Source organism: Magnetospirillum aberrantis SpK, from assembly GCF_011022235.1.
In the GTDB taxonomy this organism is placed as follows: domain Bacteria; phylum Pseudomonadota; class Alphaproteobacteria; order Rhodospirillales; family Magnetospirillaceae; genus Magnetospirillum; species Magnetospirillum aberrantis.
Genome location: NZ_JAAIYP010000041.1, coordinates 1 through 23,307 on the forward strand (window position 1 = coordinate 1; position 23,307 = coordinate 23,307).

25 protein-coding genes are annotated in these 23,307 nt (G+C 65.3%); 12 read left to right on the forward strand and 13 right to left on the reverse strand.

The annotated features are described in order from the left end of the window. Positions 1-63: 63 nt before the first annotated feature. From G4223_RS15420 to G4223_RS15440, 4 genes are all read right to left on the reverse strand, one after another. On the reverse strand, positions 64-1,926 hold the full coding sequence (locus G4223_RS15420) for a LysM peptidoglycan-binding domain-containing protein (protein ID WP_205762540.1): 1,863 nt from the start codon (positions 1,924-1,926) through the stop codon (positions 64-66). 30 nt (positions 1,927-1,956) lie between these two features. Next, positions 1,957-2,388: a hypothetical protein gene (locus G4223_RS15430; RefSeq protein ID WP_163681604.1), complete on the reverse strand. Its 432-nt coding sequence runs from the start codon at positions 2,386-2,388 to the stop codon at positions 1,957-1,959. 284 nt (positions 2,389-2,672) lie between these two features. Continuing rightward, a complete protein-coding gene (gene typA, locus G4223_RS15435; protein ID WP_163681606.1) occupies positions 2,673-4,493 on the reverse strand; it encodes a translational GTPase TypA in 1,821 nt (606 codons plus the stop codon). Positions 4,494-4,503: 10 nt separating this feature from the next. Next, a complete protein-coding gene (locus G4223_RS15440; RefSeq protein ID WP_163681608.1) occupies positions 4,504-5,529 on the reverse strand; it encodes an adenosine kinase in 1,026 nt (341 codons plus the stop codon). A gap of 198 nt (positions 5,530-5,727) precedes the next feature. On the opposite strand from G4223_RS15440, the gene G4223_RS15445 reads away from it, so the two are divergent. Both G4223_RS15445 and G4223_RS15450 read left to right on the forward strand, forming a co-directional pair. Beyond that, a complete protein-coding gene (locus G4223_RS15445; protein ID WP_163681610.1) occupies positions 5,728-6,408 on the forward strand; it encodes an EI24 domain-containing protein in 681 nt (226 codons plus the stop codon). Between the two features lie 34 nt (positions 6,409-6,442). After that, positions 6,443-6,871 carry a hypothetical protein gene (locus tag G4223_RS15450; protein ID WP_163681612.1) on the forward strand — a complete coding sequence of 143 codons (429 nt, stop codon included), beginning with the start codon at positions 6,443-6,445 and terminating at the stop codon, positions 6,869-6,871. A gap of 16 nt (positions 6,872-6,887) precedes the next feature. Here the strand turns inward: G4223_RS15450 and G4223_RS15455 are convergent, their stop codons facing one another. The 3 genes from G4223_RS15455 to G4223_RS15465 are packed head-to-tail and all read right to left on the reverse strand — an operon-like array spanning position 6,888 to position 9,568. Beyond that, a complete protein-coding gene (locus tag G4223_RS15455; RefSeq protein ID WP_163681614.1) occupies positions 6,888-8,045 on the reverse strand; it encodes a glycosyltransferase family 9 protein in 1,158 nt (385 codons plus the stop codon). A 2-nt stretch (positions 8,046-8,047) separates the two neighbouring features. Beyond that, a complete protein-coding gene (locus tag G4223_RS15460; RefSeq protein ID WP_163681615.1) occupies positions 8,048-9,163 on the reverse strand; it encodes a glycosyltransferase family 9 protein in 1,116 nt (371 codons plus the stop codon). Positions 9,164-9,178: 15 nt separating this feature from the next. Next, complete coding sequence (locus tag G4223_RS15465; RefSeq protein WP_163681617.1) at positions 9,179-9,568, reverse strand: DUF6165 family protein; 390 nt, start codon at positions 9,566-9,568, stop codon at positions 9,179-9,181. A 235-nt stretch (positions 9,569-9,803) separates the two neighbouring features. Here G4223_RS15465 and G4223_RS15470 point away from each other — a divergent pair, with 235 nt between their 5' ends. The 4 genes from G4223_RS15470 (at position 9,804) to G4223_RS15485 (ending at position 12,452) form a co-directional block, all read left to right on the forward strand. Beyond that, positions 9,804-10,274: a CreA family protein gene (locus G4223_RS15470; protein ID WP_163681619.1), complete on the forward strand. Its 471-nt coding sequence runs from the start codon at positions 9,804-9,806 to the stop codon at positions 10,272-10,274. A gap of 3 nt (positions 10,275-10,277) precedes the next feature. After that, the gene (locus G4223_RS15475) at positions 10,278-11,867 is read left to right on the forward strand and encodes a hypothetical protein (protein WP_163681621.1); all 1,590 of its coding nucleotides are present in this window, start codon (positions 10,278-10,280) and stop codon (positions 11,865-11,867) included. 154 nt (positions 11,868-12,021) lie between these two features. Then, a complete protein-coding gene (locus G4223_RS15480; protein ID WP_163681623.1) occupies positions 12,022-12,228 on the forward strand; it encodes a hypothetical protein in 207 nt (68 codons plus the stop codon). Positions 12,229-12,251: 23 nt separating this feature from the next. After that, positions 12,252-12,452: a hypothetical protein gene (locus G4223_RS15485; protein WP_163681625.1), complete on the forward strand. Its 201-nt coding sequence runs from the start codon at positions 12,252-12,254 to the stop codon at positions 12,450-12,452. Positions 12,453-12,468: 16 nt separating this feature from the next. Here the strand turns inward: G4223_RS15485 and G4223_RS15490 are convergent, their stop codons facing one another. The 3 genes from G4223_RS15490 to htpG form a co-directional block, all read right to left on the reverse strand. Then, positions 12,469-14,952 (reverse strand): helicase-related protein, encoded by a 2,484-nt coding sequence (locus tag G4223_RS15490; protein ID WP_163681627.1) that lies wholly within the window; start codon positions 14,950-14,952, stop codon positions 12,469-12,471. A 99-nt stretch (positions 14,953-15,051) separates the two neighbouring features. Next, on the reverse strand, positions 15,052-16,056 hold the full coding sequence (locus G4223_RS15495; RefSeq protein ID WP_163681628.1) for a hypothetical protein: 1,005 nt from the start codon (positions 16,054-16,056) through the stop codon (positions 15,052-15,054). Positions 16,057-16,122: 66 nt separating this feature from the next. Then, positions 16,123-17,988, reverse strand: coding sequence for a molecular chaperone HtpG (htpG, locus tag G4223_RS15500; RefSeq protein ID WP_163681630.1), 1,866 nt, complete (start codon positions 17,986-17,988; stop codon positions 16,123-16,125). Positions 17,989-18,239: 251 nt separating this feature from the next. On the opposite strand from htpG, the gene hpf reads away from it, so the two are divergent. Together hpf and G4223_RS15510 are read left to right on the forward strand one after the other, a co-directional pair. Further along, positions 18,240-18,593, forward strand: a complete 354-nt coding sequence (gene hpf, locus G4223_RS15505; protein WP_163681632.1) for a ribosome hibernation-promoting factor, HPF/YfiA family — start codon at positions 18,240-18,242, stop codon at positions 18,591-18,593. A 238-nt stretch (positions 18,594-18,831) separates the two neighbouring features. Further along, the gene (locus G4223_RS15510; protein WP_163681634.1) at positions 18,832-19,689 is read left to right on the forward strand and encodes a LysR family transcriptional regulator; all 858 of its coding nucleotides are present in this window, start codon (positions 18,832-18,834) and stop codon (positions 19,687-19,689) included. Positions 19,690-19,761: 72 nt separating this feature from the next. On the opposite strand, the gene G4223_RS15515 is transcribed toward G4223_RS15510, so the two are convergent. After that, complete coding sequence (locus tag G4223_RS15515) at positions 19,762-20,013, reverse strand: hypothetical protein (protein ID WP_163681637.1); 252 nt, start codon at positions 20,011-20,013, stop codon at positions 19,762-19,764. Positions 20,014-20,187: 174 nt separating this feature from the next. After that, complete coding sequence (gene ddpX, locus G4223_RS15520) at positions 20,188-20,787, reverse strand: D-alanyl-D-alanine dipeptidase (RefSeq protein WP_163681639.1); 600 nt, start codon at positions 20,785-20,787, stop codon at positions 20,188-20,190. 69 nt (positions 20,788-20,856) lie between these two features. Here ddpX and tsaB point away from each other — a divergent pair, with 69 nt between their 5' ends. Further along, positions 20,857-21,519, forward strand: coding sequence for a tRNA (adenosine(37)-N6)-threonylcarbamoyltransferase complex dimerization subunit type 1 TsaB (gene tsaB / locus G4223_RS15525; RefSeq protein ID WP_163681641.1), 663 nt, complete (start codon positions 20,857-20,859; stop codon positions 21,517-21,519). Further along, complete coding sequence (locus G4223_RS15530) at positions 21,516-21,995, forward strand: GNAT family N-acetyltransferase (protein WP_163681643.1); 480 nt, start codon at positions 21,516-21,518, stop codon at positions 21,993-21,995. The genes tsaB and G4223_RS15530 overlap by 4 nt, the downstream gene beginning before the upstream one ends. On the opposite strand, the gene G4223_RS15535 is transcribed toward G4223_RS15530, so the two are convergent. Beyond that, complete coding sequence (locus tag G4223_RS15535) at positions 21,979-22,227, reverse strand: sulfurtransferase TusA family protein (RefSeq protein ID WP_163681645.1); 249 nt, start codon at positions 22,225-22,227, stop codon at positions 21,979-21,981. The two genes, G4223_RS15530 and G4223_RS15535, sit on opposite strands and share 17 nt — an antisense overlap. 99 nt (positions 22,228-22,326) lie before the next feature. Between G4223_RS15535 and G4223_RS15540 the strand changes: the two genes are divergently transcribed. Next, positions 22,327-22,755, forward strand: a complete 429-nt coding sequence (locus G4223_RS15540; protein ID WP_163681647.1) for a Ros/MucR family transcriptional regulator — start codon at positions 22,327-22,329, stop codon at positions 22,753-22,755. Between the two features lie 101 nt (positions 22,756-22,856). Continuing rightward, on the forward strand, positions 22,857-23,288 hold the full coding sequence (locus G4223_RS15545; RefSeq protein WP_163681649.1) for a Fur family transcriptional regulator: 432 nt from the start codon (positions 22,857-22,859) through the stop codon (positions 23,286-23,288). Positions 23,289-23,307: the final 19 nt, after the last annotated feature.

Consider the following 23,307-nt stretch of genomic DNA (forward strand, 5'->3'; position numbering starts at 1 on the left):
GTCGGGTGACACATAAAATGCAAAGGTCGCCCGGCCTTAGGGGCGACCTTTGCACCCAGCATTTCACAAGAACCCCAGCCTCCGCCCGACGGCGGCGGTGATGCCGTCGGCGTCCTCGCGTTGCAGAACCTTGCCGAAGGCTTCGGTGGTCTTGGGGCCGATCCAGTTGTCCACTTTCAGCGGCATCCAATCACCCTGGCCGCGCGGGCCGAGGGTGTTGAGGGTTTCCTGAAGCGCGCCGCCCTCCAGCTTGGGCGCCTGGGTGTCGGCAGGGTCGCGGAACAGCGGGCCGAAGGCGGCGTGGGTCTTGGCCTCCAGACCTTCGGCATTGCCGCTGCGCTGCGCCTCGCGGGCGAAGGTGTTGAAGCGGCCAAGCGCGAATGCCTCCTCGACCTTGCCGGCTCCCAGGCGGGCGGTAGCGTGCTTCAGGGCGAAGTCGGTCTGCGGACCATAGGCGCCGTCCTCGGCCACCGGGGCGAGTTTGGTGTAGGGGGCGTAGGCGGTCGAGCGGGCGGGCAACGGCTTGGCGTCGTTCAACATGTTGAGGCCGCGTTGCAGGCTTTTCACCGCGTTGTCGGCGCCGTCGGTTCCGGCGGCTTCGGCCACCTTGCCGCCCAACCTGCCGGTGGCCTGCCACAGATCCTCGCCCTGCGGGGTGACATGGGGGCTGGGTTGGTCCGGGATGGCGCGGATGGGCGTGGGGTCCACCGGCTTGCCGCCGTCATTGGCCTGCGGCCCGTCGCCGTACATGGCGACATGCCAATCCTGCACCTTCTCGTAGGTGTGCGCTTTCAACGGGTCGCCAGAGCGCCAGCCGCGATAATCCCCCTGGGCCGAGTTGATCATGTCGGTCATCTCGGATTGGGTCAGCGTCTCCACCGGCTTCAGCAGGGCCGCCTTGCCGGGGCTGTCCACCGGTTGGCCCGCCATTTCCACCATGGCCGCCATCTTGGGATCGGCGGACGGTTCGGACGGCTTCTGTTCCGGCATCGGGCCGTTTCCAGTTCCCGGTTCCGCCCGCGGCCATTCGGACGCGGTCGGCAGAGGTGTGGCGGTGGTGCCGGTCACCGGGGCGACCTTGCCGCTCAACATACGTTCTACGATCTCCTGCGGCGAAGGAAATGGGGCTTCCTGTCCAGGAATGGTCAGGGTCTGGCCCGCCCGGATGCGGTTGGGGTCGCGGATGTCGTTGGCCTTGGCCAGATCCTCCACCGACACACCGTGGCGGGCGGCGATTCTCGACAAGGTGTCGCCTTTCCCGATGGTGTAATTGCCCCCTTGCGTCGCGATATTCATGCTTTGTTCTTTTTGGCGGGCGCCCTGCGCCTGGGGCGCCGATGCTTGCGTGTCGGCGGACTGTGATGCAGCACTGCCCTTCAACGCGGCTTCATAGCCGCCAATCAGCGGCAGGATCTGTTTCTTGGAGAGTTTGAGGCCACCAAAATCCGCTGTTGGTCCATCGTGGTGAAATTTGTAGATGTATTCCTCCCCTAGCCCCCGTTTCGCCGCCAGATTCCGGTTGTCGACGAAATGGCCGACAAGTGCCTCGGCTTGTTCTTTCGCATTCCAACGATTGGACGAAGTCAGGTTGTAGTGCTTGCCGGTCTTGTCGATGAACTGCCCTAAACCGGACGCGGATGTCGTTCCGGCTGCCGCATCGGGATTGAAGCCGGATTCCACGCGGGCGATTGCCAGGACGTGGGCGGTTTCCCGGGTCGACAGGCCCCGTGCCTTGGCGGCGGCGACAATAGCGTCGATGGACGCCTTCTGCGTCTCGACCGAGGCGTCACCCCAAATCCGGGAATTGCCAGCGGTACGACCGGGGGATTGGTCGACGGGGGCAGTGTAGTGGGACCATTTCACCGGCGACGGGTATGCGCCCCCCTTTTTGCCGACGATGAATTTGGAATAGTCGATATCAGACATGGCCTCAACCTCGCTAATGGTATGTGTTGGCTACTGCAATTCAATGGTTTTAGGTTGGCTGTAAGGAGTGATGTTGAGTTCCTTGACCGTCCGATCCAGGAGCTTTCCGTTTTTTGTGATGGCTGTTCCATCCGGCTTGAACAGATCGATCGCCGTCCCAGGACCACCTCCGTTCGAAAACATAATGAAAACGTATTCCCCGCCGTTACCCTTCTCGCAATCCACCTCAACCGGGATTTGGCTGGCATCAAGCCCTTTCGGTGTGTTGACGATCTTGGTCTGGCCGTTTTCCAGAATGAATTCGGCGTGACTGGCGACGCATGTGTTGTCCTGTACGTCCCGGCGATCGCAGACCAGGCGGATCGTGCTGGTGCCACAGCGAAGGTCCTGCGCCATGGCGGACATTCCTGTCGTAACGGCAATCATGAATGCAAAGATGGAAATGCCTTTCGGGCTGGGCATCACATTTATTCCTTCGCGGCAGGAAGTGAACGACGCCGACCTTTCCGTATGAACACGTCCCGATCCATTGGTCAGTGCCCGACGGATTGCCGCACGCCGAGCACGAACGATGTGGAAGCTATCGCCACCCGTCAAGGCCGTGGGGGCTGAAATCACACATCTGAAAGCGGCAGCATGTGCCCTGGCTGAAGCCAAGACACGCCTATCGTGATCCCGGTGCCCGTGGTGGCAAAGAAAAAGGCGCCTGAGCGGCGCCTTTTTCCGTGAATCCCGAGAGGAGGGCCTTACACGTCCTTGGAGGCGCGCTCGGCCTTCTTGCGTTCGTTCGGGTCGCGAAGACGCTTGCGCAGGCGGATGGACTTGGGCGTCACCTCCACCAGTTCGTCGTCCTGGATGTAGGCGATGGCCTGTTCCAGGCTCATCTTGCGCGGCGTGGTCAAGCGCACCGCCTCGTCCTTGCCGGCGGCGCGGATGTTGGTCAGCTGCTTGGCCTTGAGCGGGTTGACCTCGAGGTCGTTGCCGCGCGAATGCTCGCCGATGATCATGCCTTCATAGACCTTGACGCCCGAGGGGATGAACATCGGGCCGCGGTCTTCCAGGTTCCACAGGGCATAGGCCACCGCTTCGCCGGTGCCGTTCGAGATCAGCACGCCGTTGCGCCGGCCCTCGATCGCGCCCTTGTAGGGGGCGTAGCCGTGGAACACGCGGTTCATCAGGCCGGTGCCGCGGGTGTCGGTCAGGAACTCGCCGTGATAGCCGATCAGGCCGCGCGACGGCGCCAGGAAGGTGATGCGGGTCTTGCCGCCGCCCGACGGGCGCATGCCGGTCAGTTCGGCCTTGCGTAGCGTCATTTTCTCGACCACCACACCCGAGAATTCGTCGTCGACGTCGACGAACACTTCCTCGATCGGCTCTTGCCGTTCGCCGTCCTCGCCGGTCTGGAACAGCACGCGCGGACGCGACACCGAAAGCTCGAAGCCTTCACGGCGCATGGTTTCGATCAGCACGCCCAGTTGCAGTTCGCCACGGCCGGCCACTTCGAACGCATCGCGGCTGGCCTGTTCGGTGATGCGGATGGCGACGTTGGATTCGGCCTCGCGGGCCAGACGGGCGCCGATGACGCGGCTGGTGACCTTGTCGCCTTCGGTGCCGGCCAGCGGGCTGTCGTTGACCGAGAAGATCATGGCCAGCGTCGGCGGGTCGATGGGCTGGGCCTTCAGCGGCTCGGTGACTTCCGGCGCGCACAAGGTGTCGGCTACGGTCGGCTTGGTCATGCCCGAGATGCAGACGATGTCGCCGGCCTCGGCCTGCTCCACCGGCACGCGCTCGATGCCGCGGAACGCCAGGATCTTGGCGGCGCGGAAGTTCTCGATCAAATTGCCTTCGCGGTCCAGGCCCTTGACCGCCATGTTGGTCTTGACCACGCCGGTGTGGATGCGGCCCGTCAGGATGCGGCCCAGATAGGGGTCGGCCTCGAGCGTGGTTGCCAGCATGGAAAAGGGCTTGTCCAGGTCGCGGGTCGGCGGCGGCACGTGGCGCACGATCAGGTCGAACAGCGCCGAAAGGTCCTTGCGCGGGCCTTCCAGCGAATCGTCGGCCCAGCCGTCGCGGCCCACCGCGAACATGGTCGGGAAGTCCAACTGCTCGTCGTCGGCGTCAAGCGCCGCGAACAGGTCGAAGCATTCGTCGTGCACCTCGTGCGGGCGGGCGTCGCCGCGGTCCACCTTGTTGATGACCACGATGGGCTTCAGGCCCAGGCCCAGCGCCTTGCCGGTGACGAACTTGGTCTGGGGCATGGGGCCTTCGGCCGCGTCCACCAGTACCACCACGCCGTCCACCATGGACAGGATGCGTTCCACCTCGCCGCCGAAATCGGCGTGACCGGGGGTATCGACGATGTTGATGCGCATGCCCTTCCATTCGACCGAGGTACACTTGGCCAGGATGGTGATGCCGCGTTCCTTTTCCAGATCGTTGGAATCCATCACGCGCTCAGCGACCTGCTGATTTTCGCGGAAGGTGCCGGATTGCCGCAGCATGGCGTCGACCAGGGTGGTCTTGCCATGGTCGACGTGGGCGATGATGGCGATGTTTCTGAGTTCCATGGGACTTTCGTTACGCGGTCTTGAGGGGCGAAGCGGAGTAAAGCGGGCCGAGAACCTCGGCCGCCAGATCGGCCAGGGGCCGGTCGGGGCGGGCGCCGATATGCGAGATCACCTCGCCGGCGGCGAGGCCGCCCAGCACGGCACAGGTGGACAGGTCGCGGCCGTGGGTGAAGCCGTAAAGGAAACCGGCGGCGTAAAGGTCGCCGGCGCCGGTGGTGTCGACCACCTTGACGCCCGACTGGGCGCCGACGACGTGGACGTCGTCCTCGGTGACCACCACCGAACCCTTGGCGCCGCGGGTGATGGCGGTGACGCGGGCATGGCCGCGCACCGCGCGTACCGCCGCGTCGAAGTCGTCGGTCTTGTAAAGCGAGGTGATCTCGGCCTCGTTGGCGAACAAGATGTCCACATGGCCGCTGACCAGATCGAGGAAGGCGTCACGGTGACGATCGACGCAGAACGGATCGGACAGCGACAGCGACACCAGACGACCGGCCTTGTGGGCCATGTCGGCGGCCTTCAGGAAGGCGCGCTTGGCCAGCGGCGGGTCGTAGAGGTAGCCTTCGAGATAGGTGACCTCGGACGCGGCGACCACCGCCTCGTCCACGTCGTCGGGGGTCAGCTCGATGCACGCGCCCAGATAGGTCAGCATGGTGCGCTGGGCGTCGGGGGTGACCAGCACCAGACAGCGCGCGGTGCTGGGACCGCCCACCGCCGCCTGGGTCGGGAAATCGACGCCCGATTTCTTGATGTCGTGGGCGAACACCTGTCCCAACTGGTCGTCCTTGACCTTGCCCATATAGGCGGCCTTGCCGCCCAGCGAGGCGATGCCGACGATGGTGTTGGCGGCCGAGCCGCCCGAGCATTCGATGCCGGGGGGAATCTGTTCGTAAAGCCGCTCCGCCTCGGCGGCGTCGACCAGGGTCATCACCCCCTTGGCCAGGCCCAGGCGTTGCAACAAGGCGTCGTCGGCATGCACCAGCACGTCCACGATCGCGTTGCCGATGCCGGCGACGTGATACCGGGTATCCACCATATTTATCTTCTCTTTGATCTCGCGCGAGGCGACCGGCGGCTGGTTCCCCGTTTCGGGCAGCGGGCGGCCATTTGGCGGCGCAGTATAACCACCGCCGCGTCGGGAACAATAAAAAACGCCAGACGTCACCGGATCGTCACGCGAAAAGCGGCGTTTGGCCCCTTGGCGGGGTGGCGCCGGGCATGGTTCAATGGTGCCATGATCTCCGCTCTCGTCAAGGCCTTCGGCCAATTGTCCGATCCCACGCTGCGCCGTGTGGTGCGGCTTTCCGTGCTTGGCGCGCTTGCCTGCTATGCCGCCCTGGTGGCGCTGGTGTGGGTGGTGCTGCCCCAGATGCGGCTGTTCGACGCCGATTGGGCCGACACCGGCGCCGGGGTGGTGCTGGCGCTGGCGGCGCTGGTGGTGCCGCTGTTGTTCTTTCCGGCGTTGGTCACCTCGATCATGGGGGTGTGGCTGGACGACGTCGCCCAGGCTGTCGAAACCCGCCATTACCCCGCTTTGACGCCGCCGCGGCCACAACCCTGGACCGAGCTGGTGGGCGGCACCTTGCGCTTCCTGGCGCTGACGGTGGTGGTCAACCTTGCGGCGTTGCCGGTCTATGCGGTGCTGTTGTTCACTGGTTTCACCGTGGTCCTGGCGATCGCCATCAACGGCTATCTGCTGGGGCGGGAATATTTCGAACTGGTGGCGACACGGCGGCTTGAACCGGCGATGGTGAAGCTGTCGTTTCGCAACCATCTCGGGCGGCTGTGGGCGGCCGGCGCGGTGATCGCGGTGATGTTCTCCATTCCCCTGGTCAATCTGGTGGCGCCGGTGGTCGCCACCGCTTTCATGCTGCACCTGTCGCAGTCGTTGCGGAGCCCGAAAGACCTGCTATAGTTGGCGAAATTCCTCGCCCCCGGGATTTCACCACATGCGCTTCGTTCATCTCGTCGCCCTTGCGCCGTTGGCCCTTCTTGTGGCCTGCGGCGGTGCTCCGCGCCAGGGAGCGAACGCGCATGCGACCACGTCCGGCGGCTCCGACGCGGCCGCTTCCGAAGACAAGGGTGACGGCCAAGTCCTGAACGCGGGCGAGGCCGATCCAGACCGTCTGAAGGGACTGTCGCCGACCCAGGTTCGCGCCGTGCTGGGCAAGCCCATGTTCACCCGCCGCGATGCCCCTGCGGAAATCTGGCAGTACCGGGGCCGCGTGTGCACGCTGGACCTGTTCCTGTACGACGATGGCGGGCGCCAGACGGTGGCCCATGTGGCGGTGCGCAGCCAACAGCCGGTCGATGACCGCCAATGCATGGGCGAACTGGTCAGCCGCGCCGCCCGCGAAGAGGCCATGCCGGCGAGCTGACGAACAGGCGGGGGAATTACTTCCCGACGATTCGCCGGACCGCTTCCCAAGCCTGATTCACGCTGATTTCGGCAACGCAGGGAAAGGCGTCGGCGCGGCTGGCGCGTTTCGGGCATACCCACAGACAGTGATAGCACTCCATGGGATGGTTGAGGAAAGCGCTGCCCGGCGGCCGGGTTTTCGGCGGATAGGGCACGAAGCTGCCGAAATGGCCGCCACCGGCCAGCAGCACGGTCGGCGCTCCCACTCCCAGGGCGAGATGGCCCGGCCCGGTGTCGTTGGTCAGCACACAGGCCGCGTGTTTCAAGACGTCCACCAGTTCGCCCAGTTTCAAGGCGCCGATGGTGTCGATGGCGTTGGCGTCGTTCAGTTCGGCGATGCGCGGTTTGGCGAAGGCTTCCTGGCCGGCGCCGACGAACACCACTCGCAGGCCGGCGTCCAGGCAATGGCGGGCCACCGCCAGGAAATTGTCGAACGGCCACCGCCGCCCCGGTTCGTTGCTGCCGAAGTTCATCACCACATAGGGCGCGCCGTCCGGCAATTTGGGCGCCTGATCGCGCCAGGGAATGGCCGGCACCTCGGGCGGAAGTTCGCGCCCGGTCAGCGCGGACAGGAAGGTGAAGTGGCGCAGGCTTTCATGGGTGGGATAGGGGCCGGTGTCGATCACCCGGGTAGCGCGCCGCAAGTACCAGCCGTATTCCGCCCGCGTCCGTTCGGTGATGAACGGCAGACAGACGACGCGCTCTTCCGCGCGTGAATGCCAGACCAGGGTATCGGCGGTCATCACCTTGCGCATGAACATGTCGCATACCGCCACCTTGAAGTTCCGGCGGCGCAGCCACAGGCTGATCTTCAGGCGATAGAGCCATTTCTTTTCATAGGCGTGCTCGTCGATGGTCACCAGATTGAAGCCGTCGAACACCTCCGGCCCCAGCCCGCGCCAGGAATTGCAGCCCAGGACGGTGATCTCGGACCTGTCCACGCCGAACGCCGCCGGGTAATGGTCGAGCGCGCGGCGGAACATCACCATGTCGCCGATGCCGTCCATGCGTACCACCACCACGCCCTTGCGCTTTCCGCGCACCGGCCACAGCGCCACCAACGCGTCGATGGGCCGAAACAGCCACCAGCGGCGGCGCATGCCGGTGGGCGCCAGGATGTCGCGCAGTTCCATCGTCATATTCCTCGGGCGACGATGTCGGCCACCTGGGCCAGGATGGCGTCGGAATCCAGCGCCGCGACGCAGGGATACATGCCGCGTTCGGACGGCAGGCGGCAATCGCCCAGGCAGCCGCGGCAATCCATGTCATGGCGGACGAAGTGGGCGTTGGCGGGCGTCACCTCGGGGGCGTAGGGCACGATCTCGCCCACATAGGCGCTGGAGGCCAGGCACAAGGTGGGAGCGCCCAGAACCACCGCCAGATGCATGCAGGCGGTGTCGACGCTGACCACCAGCCGGCAGCCTTGGATGATGCCGGCCAGTTCGGCGAAGGGCGCGCCCTCGAACGTCACGTTGGGCAGGTCGAGGAGTGCACGGTATTCGGGATTTCTGTCGAGGTCGGACGGATGGCCGGCCAGCCGCACCTGCCAGCCTTGGGGCAGCGAGCGGGCGATCATGGCCCACAGTTCCGGCGGGCTTTGCTTCTGTTTCACCGCCGAGAACGGCTGGAACAGCACGGTGGGGGCGGGCAACACCTGGGCCGGCGGGCGTGCCGAGGGCGGCAACAGCACCAAGGGCGGCGCCTGGATCTCTCCGGTCAGGAAATCGGCGAAGCGCGAGAACCGTGTCACCTTGTCGGCCACGGCCGGTCCCGAATCGAACAGCCGGTCGTACAGGCGGCGGTTGGCGTTCAGGCGGCGCTGATGCTTGGGCCAGGGCCGGGGTTCCATGGCGGCGCTTTCGGGCGCGTGGGCGGCGGCCACCAGAAACTCGTCCAGGTCGGGATGGCGCAGGAAGTCGGTGTGCACCACCAGCCGGTAATGGGCGTCGTAAATCCTACGCGCGATCTCGAAGCGGTAGTCGAGGTCGCGCAGGCGGCCGAAATCCACTTTCAGCACCTGGACTTCCGGCGGGAACAGGAAGCTCATGCGTGCGCCGTCGGCCCGCAACAGCACGGTGACCTGTTCGCCGACATGGGCCAGTTCCACCAGCCGTGGCAGCACCAGCGAAAACAGGACGGTGTCGCCCAACCCGCCGGCGCTCAGCAACAGCACGCCCGAAGGCTTGCCCGGCCGCCGCCGCAAGGAAAGCAGCCGAAGGAAGGCGGGGTCGATCAGGCGATGGGCGCGCACCCTGGATGTCCCGGCTCAGGCGTAGGGCGCGTAGGACTTTTCCTCGACCAGCGCCGACCCCAGAAGGTCGTTGACCTTGCGCTTGACCGCCGCCCGTTCGTCGTTGGTGAAATAGACGGCGCGGGCCAGTTCGATGAACTTGGCGCCGAAATCCTTGGCCCGTTCACAGTCGCGGATGTCGTCCTCGACCACCCACAGCTTTTCATTGATGGCCTTGAGCTCGCCCGACAGGCGGGCCAGTTCGGCGTGGTTGGGGAACTCGCGTTCGCGCACCAATACCAGCTCGTCCAATTCCTTGGTGACATTGGCCAGCTTGGCCCCGTCGGTCAGACGTTCGGCCTTGATCTCCAGGATGGTGATCTTGTCGATCACTTCGCCCCACGACACCGGAACCAGGACGGACATGGCACTCCTTACATTTCTCAGGGGAAACCCGTGGCGGCGTTCTAGCAGATTTCCGCCTTCAGGGAAACGAAAGCCCATGCTCACCGTATAGGTGGGGCAAACCCCACTTTGCCGCAGGTTTTCCCTGTCCTATAGTATAGCGGGCAAGGACGTTGTGCAAAAAACAGATAAAATTGTGACTACTTTCGTGGGAACGAACGTTTCAAAAAACGCTTCGCTGGTTCGGGGAACATTCATGTCGCGCTCTATTTTTTCGACGGTTCTGGCGCTTGGCCTTATGCTGGCGGGCGCCTCTGCCCTGGCCGAGGAAATCGGCAGCGTTTCCACCGTGTTCAAGATGCTTGGCCCCAACGACAAGATCGTGGTCGAGGCATTCGACGATCCCAAGGTGGACGGGGTCACCTGTTACCTGTCGCGGGCCAAGCGGGGTGGCATTTCGGGGGGGCTGGGCATCGCCGAGGACACCTCCGACGCTTCCATCGCCTGCCGTCAGGTGGCGCCGATCCGCTACAAGGCGAAGTTCAAGGATGGCGAGGAGGTGTTCAAGAAGGACACCTCGCTGTTGTTCAAGAGCATACAGGTGGTGCGGTTCCTCGATTCCAAACGCAACGTGCTGGTCTATCTGGTCTATTCCGACCGCATCATCGAGGGGTCGCCCAAGAATTCCATCTCGGTGGTGCCGGTTCCTCCCGGACAGGGGGGCTGAGCCATGGACCTCGCGCCCGATCAGACGCAATTGTACGAAGACCTGTGCACCAAGCTGGAGCAGCAGCAGGACCAGACGCAGTTGATTCAGTTCATGGCCGGAATCATCGCCTCGCTGTTGCGGCGCCGTGGCGATGCCCAGTTCCGCGACGCGGTCCAGAACGCTTTCGCCGACGGGTTGGCCGGGCGGTCGTGGGTGGCCCAGCGCGAACTGGCGCAGGAAGTGATCGCCATGATCATCGCTAAGCGCCCCGAGGTGGCCCTGGCCTGGCAACGGGTCAGCGGCGAGGAACCGCACCCGTTGGCGCGCCGTGCCGTCGATCTGCCGGCTTCCGATGACGATCTGCCGGAAATCAGCCTGGAGCCGCGGCCGGAGACGCCGCCGCCGCCCGCCGATTCCTTCGACGCTTTCATGGCGGCGGTGCTTGACGATCTGGCCGGGTCGCTGACCCATCGGGTGGCCCTGTTCAAGGTGCCGGCCCGACGGTTTCCGTCGCCGACCTATGTGCACGAACAGCCGTTCATCCTGCACGCCGAAGCTTTCGCCGGCGCCGCCCGGACGTTCTTCCGCGACGTCTTGTTGCCGTTGTGGCGCGAACCGCTGCTCATGCTGCATCAGCGTCAGCCGGGGGTCGAGGCGGCGGTCGCGGTGGTCGGGGCGCGGGCCGACATCTGGCAGTTGGTGACCGGCCGGCTGGAACGGCTGGCGCGCAAGGCGGCGGGGGCGGGGGCCAAGCTGGCGGCCGCCCGCGCTGGCGGCGCCGATTACCAGGTGGTCGAGGTGCCGGTGACGCGCAAGCGCACGCTGTCGGTGCTGGGGGTCAGCTTCAGCCTGGGCAGCACCAATGAAACGGTGAAGCGCAAGGTGCCGGTCAAGCCGCCGGCCCGGCCCAGTTCCGAGGAAATGCTGGCCCGCGACCTGGAAAATTCCTGGCACGACGTGGCCGCCGCCGCCGGGCTCGACCTGCCGGCCGCCGCCGACCTCAGCCTGTTGCACGCGCTTTTGACCTTCGACGCCGAACGTCTGGTCGGTGACCTGCCGGGCCTGTTGTCCCTGGCCCGCGACGAACAGGCCGAGGTCGAGGCGATCCTGGACGGCGTCGTCGCCGCCGCCGACGGCCATCCGCCGCTGATCGCCGACGCATTGGCCATCACCTTGTTCGCCCATGGCGTCAACGGTGGTTTCGGGTTCGAGGAACTGGTGCGTCTGGAAAACCGCTGGCCGGCAGGAAACCATCCCTATCTGGCGACGGAAATCGCCCGCCGGCCCCGCGATCTGGCGTTCCAGGTCCGCGACGGCCTGCGGCGGCGTCTGGACCGCAACAACATGGGGTTGGCGGTCATCATGCTGTTCGAGGCGTGGCGGGTGTTGAGCGATGGTCGCCATGCGGCCGCGCTTGAAGCGGCACGGACGGTGTTCTCGGCCTTTCCCATCGCCTTCGCCGGCGACGCGGACGAGGCGGTGTTCAGCGACATCGGCGCCCTTTTGACCAAGAATCTGGCGGCCTCCGAACTGGACGCCGCCGGCACGGTCGAGGCGATCATGCGCCTCTATGGCGGGGTGGTCGCGGCCAACAACGCCCGCGTAAACTGATGGGTTGACCGCATCTCCTTGCAAATACTTAAAATTTTAGCCTTTTCCGCATGAGTTGGGCACATGCCAGAGACTGAGTCTTTCGCATAAGTGGGAATCCTATCCGGCAGTATGATAAGCCTCAGGTAATCACCCCAGGGGGTGGGAGGCGACAATGTTCCTGGTCAGGGTCGACCGCAGCTGTGACGCGCGCTACCAGCCGCTGACCGTCAAGGCGCACGAATATCTTTACGATTTCGCCGCCTTCATCGCGCGATCGATCCCGGATGCCGAGGTTCACGCCCGGCTGGGCCGCCAGACGGGAGACGAGATCGTCTTCCACGGCCAGGAACTGCAAGCCGACGACATGGAATTGTTTTGACGATGCCGGAGGGGAGGAAGCCCATGATCCTGGTCGACCTTGGCGCTACGGGCCACTATCCACCGCTGGATTCGCGAACGCCGTCGGAATTGTTCGACCTTGCCGTCGAAATCGCCGAGGCGCTGGAAGACGTCAGCGTGCGGGTGCCGGTGGGAGAAACACCCGAGGAAAGCGTCGTCCTGACCAGTCGGCTGATGCGCCGGTGTGGGGCCAAGGTATTCTGAGCCGCCGCTTCCGTCGTCAAAGGTTTCGCAGCACCGCGAAGGGGGAATCCGCGCGGTGCTTTTTTTGTTTTTCCGGCGGCGCGCGGCGAGGACCGCGTCGGGGCGGCAACCACAGGGGCGGCTTCGCCTCGCCCTGCTGGCGGCGATAGCCAAGCGCCTCCATCACCCCCGCCAGTTCCTCGCTTCCCAGTCCCAACAAGGACGCCAACGCCGGCGGCACGGCAAAGCCGTGGCGATCATCGCGGGCCAGTTTGCGCAGGCCGGCGGCGAAGCGTTCCAGCATGTCCACCCGCACCGCCCGCGGCCCCAGCAGGCGATAGCCGATGGCGGCATAAAAGGGGGTGGGCACATCGGGTTGGGGTACCACCGTCACCCGTTCGCCGGGGGCGACGGGCGGGGGGGTGTCGTTGGCCGCCGCCCACAGCAAGGCCCGCAACCGTTGGGCACCCGGTTTCAGCAGGGCCGGCACGAACACGCTTTCCATTCCCAGACGGATGTCCAGACGGGCCAGCGCCTTGCGGCCCTCAGCGTCCAGGGCGGCCAATTGGCTGTCGGCGCCGCTGCGATCCATGCTGCCCAAGGCTTCGGCCAGTTGGTGGACCAATCCGCGCGCGGCACCGGCCAACGGTGCCGCCTGGGCGCGCAGCAACGGGCGGAAACAATCGGCGACCACGTCGTCCAGCCATTGGGCCAGCCGCTTGCGGACCCGGTCGCGGGCCGCCGGCTCCAGAAATTCCCCGGCTTCGACCTCGACCGCTGGACGCAAGGGATGGGCGCCCTTGGTCAGCCGTCCGACCGTTTGCCCCTGCCACAAGACGGCACCGCCCTCGGTCAGGGCGAAGGATTCGTCCGGGTCGGCGCACAGCCGTTCGACGCGGGCGCGGATTTCCGGCTTCAGGCTGCGTTGGGCGGCAGCCAGCACGGCACGGGCGGCGTTGGGGCCTTCGGCGGCATCGGGAACGAAGTGGAACCCATTCAGCCGGCCGACGAAATGACCCTCGACCAGAACCTCGCCGGAACGCGCCACCGCGCCCAGCAATTCGCTTTCGTCGGCCATGCGCCGCACCAGATGGGCGGTGCGGCGGTCGACGAAACGTTGGGTCAGGCGTTCGTGCAAGGCGTCGGACAACTTGTCCTCGATGGCCCGCGTGCGTTCCTGCCAATGAACAGGGTCGGCCAGCCAGTGCGGGCGATGCGACACGTAGGTCCAGGTCCTGACATGGGCGATGCGGGCGACCAGGGTGTCCATCTCGCCATCGGTGCGGTCCAGCCGGTCCACCTGAGCGGCCAGCCAGTCGGTGGGCAGCCGGCGCCCCGGTCCGGTCAGGTGATGATAGATCCGGGCCAGCAACCGGGTGTGGGTGTCGGCCATGACCTTGCGGAAATCGGGCACCTGGGCCACGTCCCACAACAGCTTCACCCGTTCGGGATGGTTGGCGAGCTTCACGATGTCGGGATCGCGGGCAAGATGGGCCAGGGCCATCTGGTCGTCGGCTTCGCGGGCGCGGATCAGTCCCGGTTCCGACGGCGCGCGGTCCAGCGCCACCTGCAACGCCTCGACCGAGGTGAAACGCAATTCCGAATTGCGCCACCACAGCGCCCGCACCGGGGCGAAGGCGTGGTTCTCCACCGCCTCGACCAGTTCCGGGTCCAGGCCGGGGATGTCGGCGGTGGTGCCGAAGGTGCCGTCGTTCATGTGCCGGCCGGCGCGGCCGGCGATCTGGGCGATCTCGGACGCTTCCAGGGCGCGGGGGGAACGGCCGTCGAACTTGCGCAAGCCGGCGAAGGCCACATGGTCCACGTCCATGTTCAGCCCCATGCCGATGGCGTCGGTGGCGACGATGTAGTCGACCTCGCCCCCCTGGTACAGCCCGACCTGGGCGTTGCGGGTGCGAGGGCTGAGCGCGCCCAGCACCACCGCCGCGCCGCCCCGTTGCCGGCGCACGAACTCGGCCATGGCGTAAACCTCGGCCGCCGAGAAGGCGACGATGGCGGACCGGGGCGGCAGGCGGTTGAGTTTCTTCGCCCCGGCATAGGACAGCCGGGACAGGCGCGGCCGGGTGACGAATTCGATGCCGGGCACCAGCCGCGCCAGCAGCGGCTTCATGGTCTCGGCGCCCAGGAACAGGGTCTCTTGCTGCCCGCGGGCGTGCAGTAACCGGTCGGTGAAGACGTGGCCGCGTTCCGGGTCGGCGCACAATTGGATCTCGTCGATGGCCAGGAAGGCGACGCGGCGGTCCAGCGGCATGGATTCCACCGTGCACACCAGCCAGCGCGGACGGGGCGGCACGATCCGTTCCTCGCCGGTGATCAGCGCGACGGATGCCGCCCCCTTGAGGCGGACGATGCGGTCGTAGTTCTCGCGCGCCAGCAGACGCAGCGGAAAGCCGATCATCCCCGACGCATGTCCTAGCATGCGGTCCAGCGCGTAATGGGTCTTGCCGGTATTGGTGGGTCCCAGCACCGCCGTCACCCGACCCCGGCCGAAAGTCTCGTCCATGGTGGACCCAAGGTCGGGGTTACGGGAGCGGATTGCAAGAGCCTCGGAGACCGGAAAGTTTTAGCCTTGTGACCGTGTCCCCTTGCTATTTGGTCTTCTTCACCGTCCCCGTTCCAGCATGCGCTGGCGGAGCGCGTCGCGGATGGGGTGGGCGCGTTCACTGGATGTGGCGCCGGTCGGCGTCGCGGCGGCACCGCCCGTTTGCGGCGCTGCGGCGAACCACGCCTTGCGCAGCAGGATGCCGCAGGTGGCGCTGGCCCGGCCGGCATGGCGTTCGACCTGTTCGCGCGCCAACAGGCCCCAGGTGGTCCGATCGGCGGATATCCAAGGATAGAACCCGAAAGCGCCGGCGCTGCTGACGGCGCCATCGTCGCCGGCCGCGTCCTCGACCCAATGATGCAGGCTGTAATGCCAATTGCGGTCGAACGGACTTTTGACCGCGGTCGGGCAAGTGCCGGGCAGGGTGCAGACGGCATGGCTGCCCAGCAGGCCCGACAGGCGCAATTGGCCGGCCGCCAGCTTGCGCAGGAACACGCCATAGGCGCTGGGTGCCATGATCGCCCCGCCCGCCGGCTGCGGAGAGCGCATGGTGAACGCCAGATCCGTGCCGAGCAGGCGGCGCATCTCGGCGGCCAAACCGGGACCGTCCAGCGCGCCCAGGCCCATGGCCACGGCCTGATGCTGGGAATGGGCGCTGTCGTAATGGAACTTGCCGACCAGGGCAGGATCAAACCCCTTGTCGCGGCATTCCGCCACGGTGCCGCGACAGGCCAGTGGATTTTCGCCGTGATAGCCCGTGCTCATGGTCAGGGCGGCGACGTCGTCGCCGCTCAGGGTTCCGCCCTGGCGCTCGGCCACATAGGCGCCCCACAGCCATTTGCTGGCCGAGGCGATGCGCAACGGCCGCTCCGCGGTGATGGTCCGGCCGCGCTGCCCCCAGGCCAAGCGCCCGGTGGCGTCGCCGACTTCCCAATAGGCGTCGCCCAGATCGCGGCAGGCCGGCGCGTTGGCCAGCGTCGAATCCACTGCCGCGCGGCGCGTTTCCACGGTTTGGGCGAAGGCGGGAAACGCCAGCACCAAGAACAACACTAAAAAGCGGATCATGAAAAAGCCCCCCGACCGGATGGGTCGGGGGGCCATTGTACAAGGACGGAGCGGAAGGAAAAGGTGTTACCCCACCAGCCCCTTCTCCATCACCGTCGCCAAGCGGCGGGCGAAGTCCACCGGGTCGGCCGGGGGTTCGCCCTCGACGATGCGGGCCTGGTCCAGCAGCAACAGCGCCGCGTCCTCGACGCCCTCGCGGCCCGAGGACTTGACCTTGTCGGCCAAGGCCTTGATCAGCGGGTGGCGGGGGTTGATCTCGAGCACGCGCGGGCTGTCGTGGTCGAGCTGGTTGTGCGCCTTCAGCAGCTTTTCCAGATGCAGGCTCATCTGCCCGGAATCGGCCACCAGACACACCGCCGAGTTGGTCAGGCGGTCGGTGGCGCGCACGTCCTTGACCTTGCCGTCCAGGTTCAGCTTCAACGCCGCGACCAAGGTGTCCAGCGCTTCGGCCGGCGCCGCCTCGGGCTTGGCGGCCTCGGTTTCCGGGTCGGCCTGGACCTTGGACAGGTCGACGTCGCCCTGGGTGATGGCCACCAGCTTCTTGCCCTGGTACTCGCCCACCGCCGGCACCCAGAATTCGTCGATGGGGTCGGTCAGCAACAGCACCTCGACGCCCTTGGCCAGGAAGCCTTCGAGTTGCGGGCTTTTCTTCAGCGCGGCGACGTCGTCGCCGGTGGCGTAATAAAGAGCGTCCTGGCCGTCCTTCATGCGCCCCACCACCTCGTCCAGGGTGGCAAGGCCGTCGGTGGCGGTGGTGCGGAAACGGCACAGCGCCAGGATGTCGGCCTTACGCTCGAAATCCTCGTAGATGCCTTCCTTCAGCACGGCGCCGAAGGTCTCCCAGAAGGTGGCGTAGGATTCGGCGTCGTCCTCGGCCTTCTTCTTCAGTTCGGACAGCACCTTCTTCACCAGGCCGGACTTCATCTTGGCCAGCACCGGGTTGTGCTGAAGCATCTCGCGGCTGACGTTCAGCGGCAGGTCCTGGCTGTCGACCACACCGCGCACGAAGCGCAGGTACGGGGGCAACAGGCCCTCGGCCTCGTCGGTGATGAACACCCGCTTGACGTAAAGCTTGACGTGCTGCTTGCGGTCGGGATGGAAGATGTCGAACGGCTTCGATCCCGGCACGAACAACAGGCTGGTGTATTCGATGGCGCCTTCGGCCTTGGAATGGATGGTCAGCCACGGGTCGTCGAAGGCGTGCGCCACGTGGTGATAGAATTCTCTGTACTGTTCGGGCGTGACCTCGGATTTCGAGCGGGTCCACAGGGCCGAGGCGGAATTGAGCGTCTCTTCCTTGTCGCCCTCGACCAGGATCACCGGGATGGCGATGTGGTCCGAGTAGCGCTTGACGATGGCCGACAGTCGGAAGCGGTCCAGGAACTCCTTTTCACTGTCGCGCAGCGAAAGGGTGATGGAGGCGCCGCGCGGGGCGTCCGGTTCGGGGGCGATGGTGAACTCGCCCTTGCCGTCGCTTTCCCAGCGCCAGCCGTGTTCCTCGCCGGCCTTGCGGGTGACCACCGTGACCTTGTCGGCGACCATGAAGGCGGAATAGAAGCCGACGCCGAACTGGCCGATCAGCGTCATGTCCTTTTTCGCGTCGCCGGTCAGGCGGTTCATGAAGTCGGCGGTGCCCGACTTGGCGATGGTGCCCAGGTTGGCCACCAGGTCGTCGCGGTTCATGCCGACGCCGTTGTCGGCGATGGTCAACTGTCCCGCCTCGGCGTCGGGGATCAGCCGGATACGGTACTCGGCGCCATCGGCCACCAGCGACGGATCGGTCAGCGCGGCGTAGCGCAGCTTGTCGCAGGCGTCCGAGGCGTTGGAGATCAGCTCGCGCAGAAAGATCTCCTTGTTGGAGTAGAGCGAGTGGACGACGATATCCAGCAGCTTGGCGACTTCCGCCTGAAACTCGCGCTTCTCTTCGGCCATGGTCGATTCCCTGAAATTTTAACGGTCTGCCATTCCCGCCATGCGCGGGCGACTTGATATGAGGGAGGGTCGTCGAGGTTGCAAGTGCGCGCGTAATCCAGAAAAATGAAAGGTCCACGCATCGGCGTTGCTCTCGCCCGGTCAAATCGGTATGTATAGCGGCCCCGAAAGTGGGGTCGAGCCATGCTCGCGGAATTTTTCGCCGCCAACAACCTACGCCGGGCGGCATTTTGAGAAAGCAGGAGACGTTCATGCAGATTCCTCTCCAGATCACCTTTCACGGGATCGACCACTCGGATGCCGCCGAAGAGCGCATCCGCGAGAAGGTGGCCAAGCTGGAGCAGTTCTTCGACCGCATCACCAGCTGCCGGGTGGCGGTGGAACGCAGCCACAAGAACACGTCGAACCTGCACCAGAAGGGTGAAGACTTTCACATCCGCATCGACCTGGTGGTGCCGGGTTCCGAGCTGGTGGTGAAGCGTGCTTCGGAAGAACACGAAGACATCTATGGCGCGCTCAAGGGTGCCTTCGGCGCCATGGAGCGTCAGCTCAAGGAATACGCCGCCCGCGCTCGCGGCGACGTCAAGACCCGCGCCCAGGCCTAACAGGCCGTCGCGCGGAACGGGAAGCGGAGGGCAAGACGCCGCTTCCCTGTGGCGATGGGGTCGGCCGGATCGGAACGCGGTCCGGCACAGGCCTTCCCTGATGCCAAAATCCCCCAACGTATCGGTATTTCCGATTACGCCGTCTTGCGCTGTTGATGTTCAGGCGCAGGTGCGCTAGAAGTCCGCGCGGATTTTCGCGGGTGCGGCAGGGTGGCCGCGACCGCTGGTGGACCTTGCGATGAACATCGACCTAGCCCGTACCTTCCTGGAAATCGTCGAGACCGGCAACTTCAACAAGGCTGCCGAGCGGCTGGACGTGACCCAGTCCACCGTGTCCATGCGCATCAAGGCGCTGGAGGACGAATTGGGCCGGCCGCTGTTCGTGCGTTCCAAGGCCGGCACCGAGCTGACCGCCGCCGGCATGCAGTTCCGCCGCTATGCCACCTCGCTGGTACGGGTGTGGGAACAGGCGCGCCAGGAAATCGCCCTGCCGCCCGGTTTCAAGACCGTGCTGAACGTCGGCGGCCAGTTCTCGCTGTGGGATCGTCTGTTGGTGCAATGGATTCCGTGGATGCGCACGGCGTTGCCCGATGTGGCGCTGCGGGCCGAGGTCGGCCTGTCGGAAGGCATGATGCGCCAGTTGACCGAGGGGTTGCTGGATATCGGCGTCATGTACAGCCCCGTCTCGCGTCCCGGCCTGCACATCGAAAAGCTGTTGGAAGAACGGCTGATCATGGTTTCGACCCGTCGCCGCGGTGTCGCCGATTGGGACGACAATTACGTGTTCGTCGATTGGGGCCCCGAGTTCCGTCAAGGTCACGGCCAGGCTTTTCCCGATCTCAAGACCCCTGCGGTGTCGGTGGGGTTGGGGGCCTTGGGGCTGCAACATATCCTGTCCTATGGCGGCACCGGCTATTTCCCCATGCGCGCCGTGCGCTCCTACCTCGCCTCGGGCCGGTTGTTCGAAGTTGCCGACGCCCCCGAATTCCGCCGTCCCGCCTGGCTGGTCTACAGCCAGGACGAAAGCGCCGCCGACTGGTTCTCCACCGCGCTGGATGGGCTGCGTTACGTAGCGTCGCTGGAAAGCGAGGACTGATCCCAAGAAAAACCCCCGCCGAAGCGGGGGTGAAGGTCGTTCACGAGAGGCAGAGCGGCCCAGGGAGAAGGTTCAGCGCAGCCTGCTGCGCATGTCGTCCAGGAAAGACCACACCTGATGGGGCTGGAGACCGTCGCGGGCCATGACGCGGCGCACCAGATCGTCGTCCATCAGTTCGTCCAGGCTGGGTTCGTCGTTGCCGATGAAATCCATTTTCCGCGGCGACATGGCACGAGCCGAGAAAGCCTTTTGTGCAAGGGTGGACTGGACGCCGGCCCGGCATTCACGCGGGGTGGCGGCGGGCGAACAGGTGTTGTGCATCATGTGTGCCCCCTTCCAGTTGCTGTGGACGATAGGTGATTCATAAACGGATACCCGGTGTTCTGTCTATCTGTTCCTTGGTATCAGTATGTAGACAATTTTGTCTATTTTGTGTCGATCTTGTCGATTACTGCGACACGACATAGGGTTTTTGCCGGGCATTCTCCGACTTAGGTATCAGATAGTGCCCCTCTCCCTTCCCGACAAGGGGGGAAGCATACCCCGTTCGCCCAGGACCGCGTCGGAAAGCAGGACATAGCGGCTACGCGCTTCGGGTAGTTGGTAGTGCCACCATTCGTGCGGGTTGTACTCCCAGCCGGCGGCGACCATCACTCCCAACAGCAGGGCGCGGTTGCGCTGGGCCTCGGGTGGGATGTCCAGGCGACCGTGGTGGGATCGCGGCGTGAAGGCGTCGAAAGCGGTGCCCATGTCCAGTTCCCGTCCGCTTTCCGCTTCCGTCAGCGTCAGGTCGACGGCGACGCCGAAGGAATGGGCGGAACCTTGACGGGGGTCGGCCAGGAATTCGGGGTCCGGGGTGTGGTTCCACAAGATCCATTGCGCCTCGGCCGGGCGGAATGCGTCGAAGATCTTGAAGCGCAGGCCCAGGGGCCGCGCCAGTTCCACCGCACGGGTCAGGGCGGCGGCGGCTTCGGCGTGCAGGAAGCATCCGGCGTCGGGGCCATAGACCGGCCGGCCGGTGAAATTGTCGGCGGTGGCATAGGACAGGCAGAGGTCGACGGCGAAATCCTCGGCGGCGACGGGAACCAGCGGGTGCATCGCTTCTCCTTTTCAAGGGCGGGCGGGCAGAGCAGTATAGCGCGGCCTTTCCTAACGATGGTTTTCCCGATGATCGTTCTTGCCCTTGATTCCGCCACGTCGGCCTGTTCGGCCGCGCTTTGGCGGGATGGCGCCGTCGTGGCGCGCCGCTTCGCCGCCATGTCGCGCGGTCAGAGTGAAGTCCTGGTGCCCATGGTCGCCGAGGTGATGGCCGAAGCCGGGCTGGATTTTTCCGCTCTCGACCTGTTGGCGGTGACGGTGGGGCCGGGGGCGTTCACCGGCATCCGTATCGGGCTGGCGACGGCGCGGGCGTTGGCTCTGGCGGCGGCCAAGCCGCTGGCCGGGGTCGCCACGCCCGAGGCGGTGGCGGCGGCGGTGCCGGCGCAGGAACGGGCGGGGCGAACCGTCCTGGCCCTGTTGGATTCCCGTCGCGAGGAAGTGTGGGTCCAGGCCTTCGACGCCGACCTTGCGCCGTTGTGGCCGGTTCGTGCCCTGACGCCGCCTCAGGTGATGGCGCTTGATCTGGGGCCGGTGGTGCTGGCCGGCGACGCCTGCGACCTGGTGGCGCCATCGATGCCCGACGCGGTGGTGGCGTCTTCGCCGGGGGCGCCCGACGCGGCGGTGGTCGCGGCCCTGGCGGCGCGGCATTGGGCGGCGGGGACGGCGTTGCCGCCCGAACCGCTTTACCTGCGCGAGGCGGACGTGACCATGCCGAAATGTCCGACACCATGATCGAATTGCTTGCGGCGTCCTTGGCCCATGCCGAGCTTTTGGCCGGTATGCACAGGATTTGCTTCGCCGATGCTTGGGACGCCAAGGCCATGGCCGACCTGTTGGCCATGCCGGGGGTGACGGCGCTGATCGCGGTGGACGGGCGGTCGTTGGCGCCATCGACGCGGCCGCCCGGCCCGGCGGGGTTCGTGCTGTGGCGGGTTGTCGCCGACGAGGCGGAAATCCTGTCCATCGCCGTGTTGCCGCCGTGGCGTCGAGGCGGCTTGGGCCGGCAATTGCTGGAGGCGGCGTCGGTCGCCGCGTGCCGGGCCGGGGCCGGAAACATGTTCCTGGAAGCCGCGACCGGCAACGTTGCCGCGTTGACTCTGTACGAAAAACACGGTTTCGTGCGGGTCGGATTACGCAAGGCCTATTATGGCGATCAAGACGCGGTGGTGATGCGCCGCGATCTCGATGTATCTACTTCTTGCGAATGATCAATCGATGGACGCCGGTGCTGTCGTCGTCATTTTCCGGGGTCAGGGATTCGACGATATGTCCTAGTTCGGAAACGGATTTCGGGACATTGGTCAAAGGTTCGATTCCTTGCAGACGGACCTCCAGCGTCTCGCCCGGCGCCATCCTTTCCACCAGCAACTTAGTGCGGACGAAGGTCATCGGGCAGAGCTCTGATGTGATGTCAAGGTAGTAGTTGGCCTTCTCAGTCATGCAAATCCCGCCAGATCGGTTTTTCATAATGGTTATTGCCTGGGGCAATTAAAGGAATTATATACCCCGGAATTCGTTGTAATTGGAGGTATGCTCTCGATGTCGGAGCGTTCGAATACCAGCGACCTGTTGACGCTCACCACTGAAATCGTGGCGGCGCATGTCGCCAACAACACCGTCGCGGTCAGCGACCTGCCGCAGCTGATCAACGAGGTTTACCGGACCTTGTGCTCGGTCGGCAACGCCCCGGCCGCGCCCGAACGCCCGCAGCCGGCGGTTCCGGTCAAGAAGTCGGTGAACCCCGATTACATCATCTGCCTTGAGGACGGCAAGAAGCTGAAGATGCTGAAGCGTCACCTCAAGACCGCCTACAACATGACGCCCGAGGAATACCGGGAGCGCTGGGGCCTGCCGGCCGACTATCCCATGGTTGCCCCCAACTATGCCCAGCACCGGTCCAGCCTGGCCAAGAAGATCGGCCTGGGCACCAAGCCGCGCAAGCGCCCGGCGGCCAAGCGCGCCGGTTGAGCCAGGTTGCGGTCACCGCGTCGAAGGGCGCCACGGGCCGTTTGCCCGTGGCGCCTTTTGGTTTTATAGTCGCGAACCGTAGAAGATTCTAAAGGTCTGGCATGGTTTCCCGAATTGAACAGCGCTGCATCGACAAGGGCATGAAGATGACCGACCAGCGCCGGGTGATCGCCCGCGTGCTGTCGGAAGCCAGCGACCATCCCGACGTGGAGGAGGTGTACCGCCGCTCCACCGAGATCGACCCTCGCATCTCGATCGCCACCGTCTATCGGACCGTGCGGCTGTTCGAAGAGGCGGACATCCTGGAACGCCACGATTTCGGCGACGGCCGTGCCCGTTACGAGGAATCGGTCGAGGATCATCACGACCACCTGATCGACGTCCAGTCGGGCAGGGTGATCGAGTTCACCAGCCCCGAGATCGAGGTTCTTCAGCGCAAGATCGCTGAAACCTACGGTTTCAGACTGGTCGGGCATCGACTGGAATTGTACGGCGTGCCGTTGACTTCCTCCGGGCAAAAAGACGAGAAATGATCCGCAGCCGGGCCGACGC